This is a genomic window from Streptomyces sp. NBRC 109706 (assembly GCF_000974485.1).
Taxonomy (GTDB): Bacteria; Actinomycetota; Actinomycetes; order Streptomycetales; family Streptomycetaceae; genus Streptomyces.
This window is the reverse complement of record NZ_BBOM01000006.1, coordinates 513617-530271: the sequence shown is the minus strand read 5'-3', so window position 1 is coordinate 530271 and position 16655 is coordinate 513617. Positions and strand designations below refer to the sequence as shown.

Sequence of the window (16655 nt, the reverse complement as noted above, 5' to 3'; positions counted from 1 at the left end):
GGGCGGTGTGTCAGCGGGCAACGGTAGTCTGAGGCCCGTTCCCCGGAATCTCGTTGACGACTTGGACTCACGATGCATCGGTACCGGTCCCACACCTGCGGCGCACTGCGTTCGGCTGACATCGGCTCCGATGTCCGGCTCGCCGGTTGGCTGCACAATCGCCGGAACCTGGGCGGCATCCTCTTCATCGACCTGCGGGACCACTACGGGATCACGCAGCTGGTGGTCCACCCGGACGCCCCCGGCGCCGACGCGGTCCTGGAGCGGCTGAGCTCGCTGAGCAAGGAGTCGGTGCTGCGGATCGACGGCCGGGTGGTGGAGCGCGGCGCGGAGAACGTCAACCCGGAGCTGGCCACCGGGGAGATCGAGGTGGAGGTCGCCGCGGTCGAGGTGCTGGGCGCGGCCGACCAGATCCCGTTCACCATCAACGCCGACGACGGGGTGAACGAGGAGCGTCGGCTTGAGTACCGCTTCCTCGATCTGCGTCGGGAGCGGATGCACCGCAACATCATGCTGCGCTCGCGGGTGATCTCGGCCATTCGCGGCAAGATGACGGACCTCGGCTTCACCGAGCTGTCAACGCCGATCCTCTCGGCTACCTCCCCCGAGGGGGCGCGCGACTTCCTGGTGCCCTCCCGGCTGCACCCCGGCACGTTCTACGCGCTGCCGCAGGCGCCGCAGATGTTCAAGCAGCTGCTGATGGTCGCCGGCTTCGACCGGTACTTCCAGATCGCGCCCTGCTTCCGCGACGAGGACGCCCGCGCCGACCGCTCGCCCGGCGAGTTCTACCAGCTCGACGTCGAGATGAGCTTTGTCGAGCAGGAGGATGTCTTCACCGTCGTCGAGAAGCTGATGACGGAGCTGTTCGAGGAGTTCGGCGGCGGCCGGCATGTCACCTCCCCGTTCCCGCGCATCCCGTTCCGTGAGGCGATGCTCAGGTACGGCTCCGACAAGCCGGATCTGCGGGCCAAGCTGGAGCTGGTGGATGTCTCGGACGTCTTCGCCGGCTCCGGGTTCAAGGCGTTCGCCGACAAGCATGTGCGGGCCCTGGCGGTGCCCGACACGGCGGCCCAGCCGCGGAAGTTCTTCGACCAGCTCGGCGAGTTCGCCATCGCCCAGGGCGCCAAGGGCCTGGCCTGGGTCCGGGTCGGCGAGGACGGCGCGCTCAGCGGGCCGATCGCCAAGTTCCTCACCGAGGAGAACGTGGCGGCGCTCACCGGTCGGCTGAAGGCCGGGCCGGGCACGGCGATCTTCTTCGGCGCCGGCGCGTTCGACGAGGTCTCCAAGATCATGGGCGCGGTCCGGGTCGAAGCCGCCAAGCGCGCCGGGCACTTCGAGGAGAACGTCTTCCGCTTCTGCTGGATCGTGGACTTCCCGATGTACGAGCGGAACGAGGACACCGGCGCCGTCGAGTTCTCGCACAACCCGTTCTCCATGCCGCAGGGCGGCCTCGAAGCGCTGGCGGAGAAGGATCCGCTGGACGTGCTGGCCTGGCAGTACGACATCGTCTGCAACGGCATCGAGCTGTCCTCGGGCGCGATCAGGAACCACGAGCCGGAGATCATGTACCGCGCGTTCGAGATCGCCGGCTACAGCAAGGAGGAGGTCGAGCGCGAGTTCGGCGGCATGCTGCGCGCCTTCCACTACGGCGCGCCGCCGCACGGCGGGATCGCCCCGGGTGTGGACCGGATCGTGATGCTGCTGGCCGACGAGCCCAACATCCGCGAGACCATCGCCTTCCCGCTCAACGGCAACGCCCAGGACCTGCTGATGGGCGCGCCCAACGAGGTCTCCGAGGCCCGGCTCCGGGAGCTGCACCTCAGCCTCCGCAAGCCGTCGAAGTGAGCTGACGGCTGACGCGTCGCCGCCCCCGGCGAGGGGGGCGGCGGCGCGTCAGCCGGCGTTCACGGGCCGAACTCGGTGGGCGAGACGTTCAGCAGGTCGCAGACTTCCAGGATCACCTGCCGCTCCGCGTGGGCGTAGTGTCCGTCGGCTCCGGCGATCACCACCCCGGTGCGGATCACCGCCCGGGCCAGTTCCGGCTGGTCGCGCACCTTGGCGATCTCCCTGAGCACCCCGCCCCGGGCGCAGCGGAAGTCGCGCGCGAGGCGGTCGATATGCCGGTTGAAGAGCCTCAGCAGTTGATCGGGCGGAAAGTGTTTCAGCCGCTCGTGTCCGGCGATCAACGACTCCACGCGCTTGCGCTCCGCGGCGTGCACACTGCCGTCCGCGCTGGCCACCAGGGCACACATCGCCATGCTGGCGTCCCGGTAGGGCGCGCCGCGAAAAGCCGCCTTCTTGGACACCAGCCACTCGTGCAGTTCCTTGCTCACCGTCTTCCCCCTCGCCTCCGCCGGGCCGACCACTCGGCCCGGTCCCCCTCGCTCCGACTCCGGATATCGACTCCGGTATCGACTCCGCCGGCCACCCGATTATTTCGTCAGCCGAGCCGGTGACCTCGTTCCGGTTCCGCAACTGGCCCTCTCGCGTGGCTGATTCGCGCTCCCCCGCGAACCCTCCCCAATGTACCCGCCGGGGGTATGCCCCCTCCCCGTCAACGCCGACGCGACCGTCACCGCCGAGGTGGCGAACCGGGCGGTTCGCTGCGCGCCTTCCGGGCGCGAGGGTCACCGTGAACCAAGCTGCCAGGCATCCGCAACCGTCGGAACGCCAACGGAACGTAAACGGAACGCCAAGGAGAGCGAGCACCACATGCAGGGCCATCGGTACAAGAAACTGAACGTGAACCGGTCCAGCGTCGTGCACAAGGTGCGTTACGCGACCCGCCACCCCGAGCGGGTGGTGCCCTATCTGCGCCGGACCGCCCGGGATCTGTGGCTCCGCGCCAAGCACCGCGACCATGTCTCCTACTACCGCGCGGTGATGGCCTCGGACGCGGGCCGCGACCCGGAGGCGGCGGTGGGCAGTCGCAACCACGACCGCTGGCTGGCGCTGGGGCTGATGCAGTTCGACTACCTCAGGCGGCACGGGCTCAGGCCCGACCAGCGCATGCTCGACATCGGCTGCGGCAACCTGCGCGCCGGCTGGCGCTTCATCGACTATCTGGAGCCAGGCCACTACTACGGCATCGACATCTCGCCCGACATCCTGATCAGCGCCAAGAAGACGCTGGTCAGCTACGAGTTGCAGGCCAAGCTGCCCTATCTGACCATCAGCGGCGACCTGACCTTCGACTTTCTGCCCAGCGGGCACTTCGACGTGGTGCACGCGCACAGCGTCTTCTCGCACTCCCCGATCGAGGTGATCGACGAGTGCCTGAGCCATGTCGGCAGACTGCTGGCCCCGGACGGCATCTTCGACTTCACCTACGACCGCACCGAGGGCCGCGAACACCAGGTGCTGCGCGAGGACTTCTACTACCGCACCGAGACGCTGGTGGCGCTCGCCGAACGCCATGGCCTCAAGGCCCAGTTCATGGACGACTGGGAACAACTCCCGCACGGCCAGTCCAAGATCCGGATCACCGCGCCGTAGCGGAAGCCCAGGCGGCCGGTCCCCGGGGGCCGGTCGGTGCCCAGGGGCCGGTCAGTCGACGTCCGTCGGGGGCCCGGTGACGACGGCGGTGAGCCGGGTGCCCCGGGGGAAACGGCCCCTGGCGGTGCGTTCGTACAGGCAGCGCAGCGTCTTCGCCACATAGCGGCGTTCGAGGCGGATGCCGTGCGTCCGCTCGAAGTCGTCCGTGAAGTCGGCCAGTTCGGGGGGTATGCGGCCATAGCCGCCGCCGTGGTGGTCGTGGTCGATCGTCCAGCGGGGGAACTCCCGCCCCCATCCGGCGCGGTGCAGCGCGGCGACCTCGGATTCCAGATACCCCGCCGCGCCGCGCAGCACCGCGACCCCCAGCGCGTGCGCGCCCGGCGGCAGGGCCGCCGCGATGCCGGCCAGCGTGCCGCCGCTGCCCACGGGGCAGCAGACGAGATCGCGTGGGCCGAGGCCGCCGGGGTGTTGGGCGGCCAGCTCGTCGACGATCTCTGCCGCGCCGCGCGCGGCCAGCGCGTTGGAGCCGCCCTCGGGCAGCACATGGGCGGCGCCGAACCGCTCGGCCAACCGGCCTCGGGTGGCCGGCTCGTCCAGGGCGCGCAGCGTCTCCCGGTAGGCGGCGCGGCTCAGGAACTCCAGCCGCATGCCGTCCCGTTCGGCCCTGGCCAGCGCCGGGTTGCGGGGCGCGGTGGCGAGTTCGTCGCCGCGGACCAGGCCGACGGAGTCGAAGCCGGTGGCGGCGGCCGCGGCGGCCACGGCGGTGAGGTGGTGCGAGTAGGCACCGCCGAAGGTGAGCAGCCGGCGATGGCCGGCGGCCCGGGCGGCGCGCAGATTGGGGAGCAGTTTGCGCCATTTGTTGCCCGGGACCAGCGGATGGATGAGGTCGTCCCTTTTGAGCCACAGGCTGACGCCGGCCCGGCTCAGCAGGGGATCGTCGATCTCCTGCGAGGGGGAGGGGAGTGTGGCCGACATCGACAACATCTACACAAGTGTACGAAGGTCGGATGGGGGTCCGACGCCGCTGACCGGGTAGGAGGCGACCGGGATCACCGTCCCCGGACGGCAACCCGGCCGAGTACCCCGTCGGGAGCCCCCCTACTCCCCACGGAGCGACCGAGCCACCGAGCAACCCGTCACCGAACACCCTCACCGAGCACCCCCCACCGAACGTCCCGCCGAACACCCCACCGAACACCCGAAAAACACCCTCACCGATCAACGCCCCCCGATCGACCCCACCGATGCGGAAGGCCACCATGAACCGAAGATGGCGAACAAGATGCTGCCCGGGCCCGCACCCACGGTGCCGAGGCTGTGGCGGTGAACGTATGGATGTGCGCGAGACGCTCTATCTCTCCGATACCGGCGAGGCCGAGGGCGTGGTCGCGCCGCATCGCTGTTGGCACTGCAAGGGCAGGGGCTACACCTGTCAGTCCTCGGTCACCTGCTCGCCCCCGCACGGCTGACCCGCCCCCGCCACGAGGACACCCGCCGGCGATCGGCGCTGATCGGTATGGATCAGTGTGGATCGGCGCCGGCGGGGAACTCGGCGCTGGCACACGTCCAGCACAAGCGATTCCGGCCAGGCGCCGGTCGACGGGTGGCAGCGATGACGAATCCATTGGATCCTGACGACTTCGGCCGCGATCCGCTGGGGGAGTACCTGGCGCGGCTCTTCGGCGGCGGCGCGCCCCTGGGCGGGGCGCGTCCTGACCGTGGCACGCACGACTTCCTGCGGCTGATGAGCGAGCCGGCCTGGCAGTTGGTCTCGGGCGCGGCCTCCTATGCGGCGCGGCACGGCAGTGACGATCTGGACACCGAGCATCTGCTGCGGGTCGCGTTGGTCACCGAGCCGACCCGGGGCATGGTCGCCAGGTCGGGCGCCGATCCCGACGCGTTGGCCGAGGAGATCGACCAGCACGCGGGGGGCCGGGGGGAGGGTGGGGCGCGCAGTTCGCTGTCGGTGAGTCCGGCGGCGAAGCGAGCGCTGTTGGACGCGCACCGGGTGGCGTTGGCCTCGGGCGCGAGCTATATCGGCCCCGAGCATCTGCTGCTGGCGCTGGCCGCCAACAAGGACTCGGCGGCCGGCCGGACCCTGGACGCCGTCAGGTTCGATCCGTCCTTCTCGGGCCCGCCGGCTGGTCAGGGCGGCGGGCAGGTTCCCGAGCGGGCGGGCACGCCGCGCCCTTCGGACCGGAGTCGGACGCCGAACCTCGACCGCTACGGCCGGGATCTGAGCGAGATGGCCAAGGCCGGCGAGATCGATCCGGTGATCGGCAGGGAGCGGGAGATCGAGCAGACGGTGGAGGTGTTGGCCCGCCGGGGCAAGAACAACCCGGTGCTGATCGGCGAGGCCGGCGTGGGCAAGACAGCGGTGGTCGAGGGGCTGGCACAGCGGATGGTCGACGGCGATGTGCCGGACAGCCTGCTGGGCCGACGGGTGGTGCAGCTCAACTTCTCGGCGCTGGTGGCGGGCACCCGCTATCGGGGTGATTTCGAGGAGCGGCTGACCGGGCTGATCGACGAGATCCGCGCCCAGTCCGACCAGGTGATCGTTTTTGTCGACGAGCTGCACACGGTGGTGGGCGCCGGGGGCGGCGGCGGTGAGGGCGGTGCGATGGATGCCGGCAATATCCTCAAACCGGCGCTGGCCAGGGGCGAGTTGCATGTGATCGGCGCCACCACGCTGGAGGAGCACCGACGTTATATCGAGAAGGACGCGGCGCTGGCCAGGCGTTTCCAGCCGATTCTGGTGCCGGAGCCGACGCCGGAGGACGCGGTGGCGATCCTGCGCGGGCTCCGGGACCGCTATGAGGCGCACCACCAGGCGCGTTACACGGACGAGGCGTTGATCGCGGCCGTCCAGCTGTCGGATCGCTATCTCACGGACCGGTTTCTGCCCGACAAGGCGATCGACCTGATCGACCAGGCCGGCGCCAGGGTGCGGATGCGGGCGTCCACCACCAGCACGGATGTCCGGGCGCTGCAGCGGGAGATGGAGCAGGTCGGCCGGGACAAGGACCAGGCGGTGGCCGCCGAGGACTATGAGCGGGCGAGTGAACTGCGGGACCGGCTGGCCGAGTTGGAGCTGCGGATCGAGGAGGACGGGGAGCGTCGTCCGGATCGGGAGCGGATCGCCGAGGTCACCGTGGACGATATCGCCGATGTGGTGTCGCGGCAGACGGGGATTCCGGTGAGCAGCCTCACCCAGGAGGAGCGGGAGCGGCTGCTGGGGCTGGCGAACCGGCTGCGGGAGCGGGTGATCGGGCAGGACGAGGCGGTCACGGCGGTGGCAGACGCGGTGCTGCGTTCGCGGGCGGGGCTGACCGGCGGCGACCGGCCGATCGGCAGCTTTCTGTTCCTGGGGCCGACCGGGGTCGGGAAGACGGAGCTGGCGCGGGCGTTGGCGGAGGCGTTGTTCGGCAGCGACGAGCGGATGGTCCGCCTGGACATGAGCGAGTACCAGGAGCGGCACACGGTGTCGCGCCTGGTGGGGGCGCCGCCCGGCTATGTGGGGCACGAGGAGGCGGGCCAGCTGACGGAGCCGGTGCGCCGCAACCCGTACTCGCTGCTGCTGCTGGACGAAGTGGAGAAGGCGCATCCCGATGTGTTCAACATCCTGCTGCAGGTGTTGGACGACGGCCGGCTGACCGACGCGCAGGGGCGGCGGGTCAACTTCAGCAACACGGTGATCGTGATGACCAGCAATCTGGGCTCGGAGATGATCAGCGCCCGGAGCTCCCGGGCCGGTTTCGGCGGCGGTCCTGACGGCGACGAGGAGGAGCAACGCAGGGAGCGGGTGCTGCGTCCGCTGCGGGAGCACTTCCGTCCCGAGTTCCTGAACCGCATCGACGAGATCGTGATCTTCCGGCAGCTCACCGGGGAGCAGCTGCGGGCGGTGACGGATCTGATGTTGAACGAGACCAGGCATCAGCTGCACGCCCAGGATGTGGCCGTGACCTTCACGCCGGCGGCCATCGACTGGCTGGCCGAGCGCGGCTACCAGCCGGAGTACGGGGCCAGGCCGCTGCGCCGGACGATCCAGCGCGAGGTGACCAACGAGCTGTCCCGCCGGCTGTTGCGCGGGGAGCTGACCCCGCACTCCGCGCTGACGGTGGACGCGGTGGACGACCGTCTTGAGTTCCGACAGCGGGACGGCGAGCCGTAGTCGCCCTAGTGAACATCGCCTGGTGACCGGGGGGAGCAGACCGGGAGGAGGAGCCGTCGGGCCGTTCCGCGCACAGCGGAACGGCCCGATGTGGTGCCCGCCCCGCTAGATCCGATCTGGCGGGGCGTCTCGCGCCTGAGGGGTGAGGACCGGGTGCGGATGGGCCGCGCCGGGCGCGTTCCTCGGGGGTGACCGGGATGGCCGTGGCCATGGCTCCGTTGCGGTTGGCGCTGCTGATCGGCAGCACCAGGGAGGGACGGGCGGGCCCGACGGTGGGCGACTGGTGCGTCGAGGTGCTGGGGGAGCGGGACGATATCGAGGTCGAGGTGCTCGACCTGCTGGACTTCTCGTTCCCCGCGCGGTTCCCGGCGGAGCCGACGGAGGAGATGTGCCGGTTCGCTGGCGCGATCGAGCGGGCCGAGGGCTTTGTGGTGGTGACCCCGGAGTACAACGCGGGCTATCCGGCGGCCCTCAAGCAGGCCATCGACTACGCCTACGACGAGTGGCACGCTAAGCCGGTCGGCTTTGTCTCCTACGGGCTCCGCACCAGGGGCCGGTTGGCGGTGGCGGCGTTGCGCTGTGTCTTTGTCGAGCTGCGGACGGTCACCATGCGGGACGAGGTGGGCATCGACATGTCCGGCCCCTGCGGGACTCCGGCCCAGGTCGGCGCGGCGTCGGCGATGTTGGACGAGCTGGTGTGGTGGGGCCTGGCACTACGCGAGGCCAAACAACGCCGTTCTTTTGTGGTCTGAGCGGCCGAGCGGTGTAAGCGATCACCGGCTCGGGGCGGTTACCCTGACCACCCCAAAATCCGAACGAAAATTCGACCGTACGGGCGATGAGTTCTTCTCCCCCGAACGGTCTACCTCAGCGTTCTCCCAGGTGAAAGGAATGTGATGAGTGAGCGCAACGACGGGTTGGCGATCGAGTCGTCCGGTCTCGTCAAGACCTTCGGCGCCCTGCGCGCCGTGGACGGCGTCGATCTGGCCGTACCGGCCGGCAGCGTCTACGGGGTGCTCGGGCCGAACGGCGCCGGCAAGACCACCACCGTGCGGATGTTGGCCACGCTGCTCCGCCCGGACGGCGGCGAGGCCAGGGTGTTCGGGCACGACGTGCTGCGGGAGGCGGACGCGGTGCGCTCTCGGGTCAGTCTGACGGGGCAGTACGCCTCCGTCGACGAGGACCTCACCGGCGCGGAGAACCTGATCCTGCTGGCGCGGCTGCTCGGCCACCGCAAGCCGGCGGCCCGGGCCCGCGCCGCCCAGCTGCTGGAGGCGTTCGGGCTGACCGAGGCGGCCGACAAGCAGGTGAAGAACTACTCGGGCGGCATGCGGCGGCGCGTCGACATCGCCGCCAGCATCCTCAACACCCCCGATCTGCTGTTCCTCGACGAGCCCACCACCGGGCTCGACCCGCGCAGCCGCAACCAGGTGTGGGACATCGTGCGCGCCGTGGTCGCCCAGGGCACCACCGTGCTGCTCACCACCCAGTATCTGGACGAGGCCGACCAGTTGGCGGACCGGATCGCGGTGATCGACACGGGCCGGGTGATCGCCGAGGGCACCCCGGGGGAGCTGAAGTCCTCGGTCGGCGCCGGCTCGGTGCGGGTCCGGCTGCGCGACCGGGACCAGCGCGAGGCGGCCCGCGAGGTGCTGGCCAGGCGCCTCGGCACGGAGGTCGCGCTGGATTCCGATCCGGTCTCGCTGACCGCCAGGCTGCTGCCCGAGGAGGGGACGCTCGGCCCGGCCGAGCGCGCGGCGGCGGCCCTGGGCGAGTTGGCCGCCGGCGGGATCACGGTGGACGACTTCGCGTTGGGCCAGCCCAGCCTCGACGAGGTGTTCCTGTCCCTGACCGGCAAGCCCACCCGCCCCACCCCGTCCGTCGGGGGCGCCCCGACCATCGACACGCAGCGGTCCGACCAGGAGGACCAGAAGAAGGAGACCGTGGCATGAGCACCGCGACGGACATCGGCAACGAGAGCGGCGTGGCCGCCCCGGCGGACACGGCGGACGACTTCGAGGCGGACCGCGCCTCGTTGGCCGCGGTGCTGGCCAAGACGGAGCGGCCGCCGCGCCCCAGCCCGCTCTCCGCCTCGGTCACCTTCGGCTGGCGGGCCATGCTCAAGATCAAGCATGTCCCCGAACAGCTGATCGACGTGACCATCTTCCCGGTCATGATGACGCTGATGTTCACCTATCTGTTCGGCGGCGCGCTGGCCGGCTCGACCACCGAGTACCTGCAGTTCCTGCTGCCCGGGATCATGGTGATGAGCGTGGTGATGACCACCATGTACACCGGCATCGCGGTCAACACCGATATCGCCAAGGGGGTGTTCGACCGCTTCCGCACCCTGCCGGTGTGGCGCCCCTCGGCGATGGTCGGCTATCTGCTGGGCGATGTGCTGCGCTACACCATGGCGTCGACGGTCATCCTGCTGCTGGGTCTCGCCCTGGGCTACCGCCCGGACGGCGGCCCGGTCGGCGTGGTGCTCGGCATCGCGCTGCTGGTCGGCTTCTCGTTCGCCTTCTCCTGGGTGTGGACCATGTTCGGTCTGCTGCTCCGCTCGGAGAAGTCGGTGATGGGCGTCAGCATGATGGTGCTGTTCCCGGCCAGCTTCCTCAGCAACATCATGGTCTCGCCCGACACCATGCCGGGCTGGCTCCAGGCCTTTGTCGACGTCAACCCGATCACCCGGGTGGTGGCCGCGGTGCGCGGGCTGATGGACGGCAACGTCGAGGCGGCCCAGCTGGGTTGGGTGGCAATCGCCGCCGCGCTGCTGATCGGGGTCTTCGGCACCCTGACCATGCGGCTCTACAACCGCAAGTAGCGAAAACCGCGGGCAGCGAAAAAGGGGGGCCGTCGGCCGCCACCGGATCACAGCCGCCAGGCGACGCCGTCCCTAGGGTGGTAGCCGCAGGTGGCGCCGGTGGCGACGGCGGCCCGCAGATGCGCGGCCAGCTCGGGGTGCTTGTCGTCCAGCCGGCGCAGGGTGTCCCTGATCCGCGCGGTCACGGTCTTCCTGGCCCGCTCCGCCTCGTCGCCCAGCCGCCTGGTGCGCCCGCCGAGACCGGCCGCCACCCGCAACTCCTCAAGCAGCGCCGCCCGTTCGGCGCCGAGGGCGGTGGCGGCCGCCTCGTCGCCGCGTTCGGCGGCCCGGTCGATCTCCGCGTCGAGCTGGGTGAGCCGACGCCGGTAGGCGGCCTTCGCCCGGTCGTCCAGCACCGGATCGCCGCCCAGCGAACGCGCGGCGGCCAGCGTCTCGCCGCCCGCCGGGTTGAGCAGCCGGACAGCGGGGATGTCCGAACCCGGCCTGGCCAGCAACTCCCGCAGATCGCGCAGCCCCTTGGCGTCGGGCAGCCGCACCGTGCGGCCGGCGTAGCGCAGCGTCCAGACCGTTCCCTCGAAGCGGAACTCGGCCTCGGCCGCCGCCCGGCGCTCCACCCCGGCGCGGCCCTCCCTGGCCGCCGACACCCGCTCGGCGACCTGTTCGAGGCCCAGCGCCTCGGCTTCGGAAGACACCGTCTGCAGCAGCTCGTTCGCCTCCGCCCGGTCCCCCGGCTCGTTCCTGGCCAGCAGCGCCTCCGCCTGCCGCGCCCTGGCCTCGGCCGCCCAGGGCCTGGACCGCAGCCAGTCGGCAGAGAGCGCGGCCCTGGCGAAGCCGTCGACGGCCGGCCCCCAGTCCCCCAGCGCGGCGTCCAACTCGGCGATCCACAGCGCCATCGGGCCGCCGACGTCGAAGCCGTAGACGGAGACCGACCACTGGTCCGCGAACGGTGCCACCGCCAGCCGCGCCTGCTCGCACCGCTCCCGTTCACCGAGCAGGGCCGTGCCCTGGGCGAGGAACCGCAGCCAGAGCCACCGCATATGGCGCGGATAGCGCTCGCCGCCGTCAGCCGCCGTCAGCACCCGGCAGACCGTCTCGGCGTCCCCGCGCTGCGCGGCCGTGACGCCCTCCAGCAGATCGACATGCGGATGGCCCGTCGACGCCAGCTCCCCGAGCAGCGCGTCCAACTCCCGGAACCTGCCCCGAAGCAGCAGCCGTGACCAGCGCAGATGCTGAACGAACCGCTCGTACCAGCGGTTTCTCGGCATCGACTGCACCAGCGCGCCGGCCGCCGCCTCCAGCTCCTCGGACTCGGCGAACTCGCCCTGCATGCTCCGCACGATGGCCAGATCGATCCGGCCCGACAGCTGGTACTGCGGCTGGGCCTCGCGCCGCGCGATCTCCTGGAAGATCCCCAGCTCCGTCAGGTACTCGGGATCGCCCAGCTCCAACAGCGCCACCCAGCGCAGGGACCGCGCGAAGTGCTCCAGCTCGGCATCGCCCGAGCGGCGCCCCACGGTGATCATCTCCTGGGTGAGCGCGGCGCGTTCGGCCGCCGAGCCCGGGCCCCAGATCGCCCCGTGCCGGGCGCTCAGGCCGAATGCCAACGTGTCGTCGTCCTGTCCCCGCCGGGCCAGCACGGCGACCCGCACCGCCAGGGCGCGGACCAGCCGGTCCTGGGTCGCCGGATCGCCGGGGTCCTCGGGCGCCGGCGGATCCCCCGGCAGCAGCCTGCGGTGGCTCTCCACCAGCAGCGAGGGCAGCAGCTCGGCCACCGGATCGCGCCTGGCCGCCCGCGACTGGTGCAGCGTGAGCGCCAGCCGCGCCAGCAGCATGGGATCGTCCACCGCCCTGGCCTCGTCGAGCACCTGCTGGAAGTACGGACGGGCCTCGTCCCAGCGGTCCACCTGGAGCAGCCCCTCCGCCAGCTCCAGACCGAGCATCACCCGACGGCGCGGATCGACGGCGCCCGCCAACTCGTAGGCGCGCCGCCGGTGGCCGTTGGCCTCGTCGAACGCCAGCCGCGCGGCGGCCTCCTTCGCCGCCGCGCTCAGCAGCGCCACGGCATGCGCCGGATCCACCTCGTCGCCGGCCAGATGGGCGTGCCGGGCGAGATCCGCCGGCACCACCCGCTCGGCGAGCGCCGGCTGTTGGTCCAGCGCGCGGACCACCGCCGCGTGCCGCCGGCGCGCCTCGGCCGCGTCCAGCGCCTCGTAAAGCGTCTCCCGCACCAGATCGTGCGCGAACGCGAACCGGCCGGCGCCGCGCTGCACCACGAGACGGGCGGTGACGGCCGCCTCCAGCAGCCGGTCGGCACGGGCCGTCGGGGTGGCCAGGCCGGCCGCCAACACCTGCCGGTGGAACTCCCGGCCCAACACGGCCGCCTGCGCCAACATCGTCACCACGGCGGGCGGCAGCAGCCCCACGCGCCGGCGCACGGCGTCGCGCACGCCGGGCGGAATGCCGGTGACCGCGCCCCCGCTGTGCCAGAGCCGAGCGGTCTGCTCGACGAAGAACGGGTTGCCGCCGGTGCGTCGGTGCACCTCGGCGACCAGCTCGGGCGCCGCTTCCCGGCCCACCGTGCGACTGATCAGGACGGCCACCTCGTCCGCTTCGAGACCGGTCAGCACCAACGTGGTCGCCTTGCTCAGCAGCGGGGTCATCGTCCCCCACAGCGGATGCCCGCCCAGCTCGTCGCCGCTCGGGTCCACCTCCGCGTCCCGATAGGTCGCCACCAGCAACACCCGCTCGAACCAGGTGTGTTGGGCCGCGAACCGGAGCAGTCGCAGCGAGGCGGCGTCCGCCCAGTGCAGATCGTCGAGCACCACCAGCACGGGCCGCCGCTGGGAGACCGTGACCAGCGCCGTGGTCACCGCGTCCGACAGCGCGAAGCCGTCCGGGTCGTCGTCTCCCGCGCCGTCGTCGCCGGCGCCGTCCAGCTCGGCCGGCGCTCGCGGTTCCGTGAGCAGCGCGTCCAACTCGGGCCCCGCAGCCTCCTCGACCGCCGCCCACTCCGCGGCGCTCGCGGTCCGCCGCAGCGCCCGCACCACCTGCGTCCAGGGCCAGTAGCCCGGCGCGTTGTCCGCGTCCCAACAGGCGCCGCCCAACACCAGGAAGCCCTCCTGGTCCGCCTCCCTGGCCGCCCCGGTGACCAGCGTCGTCTTGCCGATCCCCGCCTCGCCGGCGACCAGGACCAGTCCGCCGTGACTGCTTCCGGCCCTGGCGATCTCGGCCCGCAACACGGCAGCCGCGTGCTCCCGGCCGATCAACTGATCGAACACTTGTTCCTTCCGTTCCACCCTATGGTGTACGAGGATGGCACAATGCCGCAATCCACCCCCCGGTCCATCGCAGACGCATATGTCGAGACGATGGCCGATCTCGACCCCACCATCGGCTCCGGCCTCGGCATCCGTCCCGGCCAGGACACGCTGCCCGACTACTCCCCCGAGGGGTTCGAGGCGGTGGCCGACGCGCAGCGCGCCACGCTCAAGGAGTTGGACGCCGCCGAGGCCGCCATGGGTGGCTCCGGCCAACTGCCCGAGGACGAACGCCGGTCGGCCCGGCTGCTGCGTGAACGGCTCACCGCCGCGCTGGACCAGCACGACGCGGGCGACGACCTGCGCCAGGTGCGCAACCTCTTCTCCCCCGCCGCCCAACTGCGCTCGGTCCTGCTGGAGATGCCGACCGAGACCGCCGACGACTGGGCCGTGATCGCCCGCCGCCTGCGCAACACCCCGGCCGCGCTGCGCCGTTACACCGAGGGGCTGACCGTCGGCATCGGCCGGGGCCGCACCGTCGCCCCGCGCCAGGCACTGGTCCTCGCCGAACAACTCGGCGCATGGCTGGACTCCGACTGGTACCGGACGTTCGCCGCCGGCGGGCCCGAACCGCTCCGCCCCGAACTCGACCGCGCCGCCACCGAGGTCGAAGCGGCCCTCGACGACGTCCGTCGCTTCCTCCTGGACACCTATGTCCCGGCCGCCGACGGCACCCCGGACGGCGTGGGGCGCGAAGCCTACCTGCGGGGCGCCCGAGCCTGGACGGGCGCCCGACTGGATCCGGACGACGCCTACGCCTACGGCTGGTCCGAGTTCCACCGGCTGCGGGAGGAGATGCGCGAGGTCGCCGGGGAGATCCTGCCCGGCGAGTCGACGCCGGCCGTGATGCGCCATCTGGACCGGGACGGCGAGGCGATCGAGGGCGTGGACGCGGTCCGCGACTGGCTGCAGACGCTGATGGACCGCGCCATCGGCGCACTCGACGGCACCCATTTCGACCTGGCGGAACCGGTGCGGCGCGTCAAGTCCATGATCGCGCCCCCGGGCAGCGCGGCGGCGCCCTACTACACCCGCCCCTCCCTCGACTTCACCAGGCCGGGCCGCACCTGGCTGCCCACCAGGGGCGAAACCCGCTTCCCCACCTGGCAGTTGGTGTCCATCTGGTACCACGAGGGGGTCCCCGGCCACCATCTCCAGCTCGCCCAGTGGGTGTATGTGGCCGATCGGCTCTCCAGGTTCCAGGCCACCGTCGGCTCGGTGAGCGCCACCACCGAGGGCTGGGCGCTCTACGCGGAACGCCTCATGGACGAGCTGGGCTTCCTCACCGATCCGGCCCACCGGCTCGGCTATCTCTCCGCCCAGATGATGCGGTCGGTGCGGGTGATCGTGGACATCGGGATGCACCTGGGGCTGCGCGTGCCGGCGGGGGAGAGCTTCCATCCGGGCGAGCGCTGGACCCCCGAACTGGCCACCGAGTTCTTCGCGCGGCACACCGGGCACGCGGCGGAGTTCGTCGACTCGGAGATCGTCCGCTATCTGGGCCTGCCCGGCCAGGCCATCAGCTACAAGCTGGGCGAACGGGCGTGGCTCGCCGGCCGCGAGACCGCCCGCCGGCGCGCCGGCGCGGCGTTCGACGCCAAGTCCTGGCACATGTCCGCCCTCTCCCTCGGCTCCCTTGGCCTCGACGACCTGACCCCCGAACTCGCCGCCCTCTAGCCGTCCCGGGGGGCGACCGCCGGGCGGCGGGGCCGGGGGAGGCCGCGTCGTCCGGTGGATGACAGCCATGGGCGCGTCACACCCCTTTTGTCATGTTTCGCGCGCTTATTCTCCATGAGCCGGCGCCCCGAAGTGCCTCTCAGAAGGAGCCATGCACGCAATGCTGATCAACCGTCACCACCGCCGGCCGGGCCACCGAGCCGACCACCGGACGCACCACCGGATGCGGCGGCTCGCCGTCACCCTGGCCCTGGCCATGCTCCCGGCCGCAGCGCTGTTCGCCCAGGGGAGCGCACAGGCCGCGCCGGTCGAGGCGGAGGGGACGGTGGCCGGCGCCTCGGCCCCGCCCGTCTCCGACCCGACCCCGCCCTCCTCGCCGCCCAGGGCGGAGGTCGTCTACGACTCGATCCCGGCCGACCTGCCCCCGAACGTGACCTCCCTCGGCTACCAGGCGACCGGCACCAGCGAGTTCGGCGACGAGGTGGGGCTCACCGGCGCCCACAAGCGGAAACTGCGGTCCGTCGAGGTGGTGCTCTCCAGCTGGGCCTGCGAGAGCGGACGCTGGAACACCAACGACTGCCGGACCACGGCGGGAGCCACCTTCTCCCACCCGGTCACGGTCACCGTCTTCGCCGTGGACAACTCGGGCCCGACCCCGGTGCCCGGCGCGCTGCTGGCCAGCCAGACCCAGCTCACCGAGATCCCCTACCGGCCGTCGGCCGATCCGGTGAACTGCACGGGCCCCAACGCCGGCCGCTGGTACGACGCCACCACCGGCGGCTGTTACAACGGCATCGCCCACCCGGTGACCTTCACCTTCGACGGGAGCACCACGCTGCCGGACGAGGTGATCTGGACCGTCTCGTTCAACACCACCGGCTACGGCGACAGCCCGATCGGCACCGGGGCGCCCTGCTACTCCACCGTCCAGGGCTGCCCCTACGACGCGCTGAACGTCGGCGTCCAGGGCTTCCCCGGCTCCCCCTACGTCGGCGTGGACATCGACCCGGACGGTGTCTTCCTGGACTCGGCCAACGGCTCCTCCTACTGCGACGGCGGCGCCGCCGGCACCGGCTTCCTCCGCCTGGACAGCCCCTGTTGGACCGACCTCCGCCCCCTCGCCACCATCACGGCCGGCAAGCCCCACGGCAAGAAGTAGCCTGCCGGC

12 protein-coding genes are annotated in these 16655 nt (G+C 71.5%); 9 read left to right on the top strand and 3 right to left on the bottom strand.

All coding sequences use genetic code 11. From position 1 onward, the window contains the following. The first annotated feature begins 72 nt into the window (after positions 1-72). Positions 73-1845, top strand: a complete 1773-nt coding sequence (gene aspS / locus AOM46_RS12620; RefSeq protein WP_062209892.1) for an aspartate--tRNA ligase — start codon at positions 73-75, stop codon at positions 1843-1845. A gap of 59 nt (positions 1846-1904) precedes the next feature. On the opposite strand, the gene AOM46_RS12615 is transcribed toward aspS, so the two are convergent. Continuing rightward, complete coding sequence (locus tag AOM46_RS12615) at positions 1905-2333, bottom strand: tellurite resistance TerB family protein (RefSeq protein WP_158920394.1); 429 nt, start codon at positions 2331-2333, stop codon at positions 1905-1907. 379 nt (positions 2334-2712) lie between these two features. Here AOM46_RS12615 and AOM46_RS12610 point away from each other — a divergent pair, with 379 nt between their 5' ends. Next, complete coding sequence (locus AOM46_RS12610; protein WP_062209889.1) at positions 2713-3495, top strand: methyltransferase; 783 nt, start codon at positions 2713-2715, stop codon at positions 3493-3495. A 51-nt stretch (positions 3496-3546) separates the two neighbouring features. On the opposite strand, the gene AOM46_RS12605 is transcribed toward AOM46_RS12610, so the two are convergent. Beyond that, on the bottom strand, positions 3547-4479 hold the full coding sequence (locus tag AOM46_RS12605; RefSeq protein WP_062209886.1) for a 1-aminocyclopropane-1-carboxylate deaminase/D-cysteine desulfhydrase: 933 nt from the start codon (positions 4477-4479) through the stop codon (positions 3547-3549). Between the two features lie 347 nt (positions 4480-4826). Here AOM46_RS12605 and AOM46_RS33985 point away from each other — a divergent pair, with 347 nt between their 5' ends. The 5 genes from AOM46_RS33985 (at position 4827) to AOM46_RS12585 (ending at position 10493) form a co-directional block, all read left to right on the top strand. Continuing rightward, positions 4827-4964, top strand: coding sequence for a hypothetical protein (locus AOM46_RS33985; protein ID WP_158920392.1), 138 nt, complete (start codon positions 4827-4829; stop codon positions 4962-4964). 143 nt (positions 4965-5107) lie between these two features. Further along, on the top strand, positions 5108-7666 hold the full coding sequence (locus tag AOM46_RS12600) for an ATP-dependent Clp protease ATP-binding subunit (protein ID WP_199823962.1): 2559 nt from the start codon (positions 5108-5110) through the stop codon (positions 7664-7666). 197 nt (positions 7667-7863) lie between these two features. Beyond that, on the top strand, positions 7864-8418 hold the full coding sequence (locus tag AOM46_RS12595) for an NADPH-dependent FMN reductase (protein WP_062210794.1): 555 nt from the start codon (positions 7864-7866) through the stop codon (positions 8416-8418). Positions 8419-8562: 144 nt separating this feature from the next. After that, positions 8563-9618 carry an ATP-binding cassette domain-containing protein gene (locus AOM46_RS12590; RefSeq protein ID WP_062209882.1) on the top strand — a complete coding sequence of 352 codons (1056 nt, stop codon included), beginning with the start codon at positions 8563-8565 and terminating at the stop codon, positions 9616-9618. Continuing rightward, positions 9615-10493, top strand: coding sequence for an ABC transporter permease (locus AOM46_RS12585; protein WP_062209879.1), 879 nt, complete (start codon positions 9615-9617; stop codon positions 10491-10493). The genes AOM46_RS12590 and AOM46_RS12585 overlap by 4 nt, the downstream gene beginning before the upstream one ends. A gap of 47 nt (positions 10494-10540) precedes the next feature. Here AOM46_RS12585 and AOM46_RS12580 read toward each other — a convergent pair whose 3' ends face one another. Further along, entirely contained in the window at positions 10541-13771 is a 3231-nt protein-coding gene (locus AOM46_RS12580; protein ID WP_107080053.1) for an AAA family ATPase, read from the bottom strand. Positions 13772-13813: 42 nt separating this feature from the next. Here AOM46_RS12580 and AOM46_RS12575 point away from each other — a divergent pair, with 42 nt between their 5' ends. Then, positions 13814-15487, top strand: coding sequence for a DUF885 domain-containing protein (locus AOM46_RS12575; protein WP_062209877.1), 1674 nt, complete (start codon positions 13814-13816; stop codon positions 15485-15487). A 160-nt stretch (positions 15488-15647) separates the two neighbouring features. Beyond that, positions 15648-16646: a hypothetical protein gene (locus AOM46_RS12570; protein ID WP_062209874.1), complete on the top strand. Its 999-nt coding sequence runs from the start codon at positions 15648-15650 to the stop codon at positions 16644-16646. Positions 16647-16655: the final 9 nt, after the last annotated feature.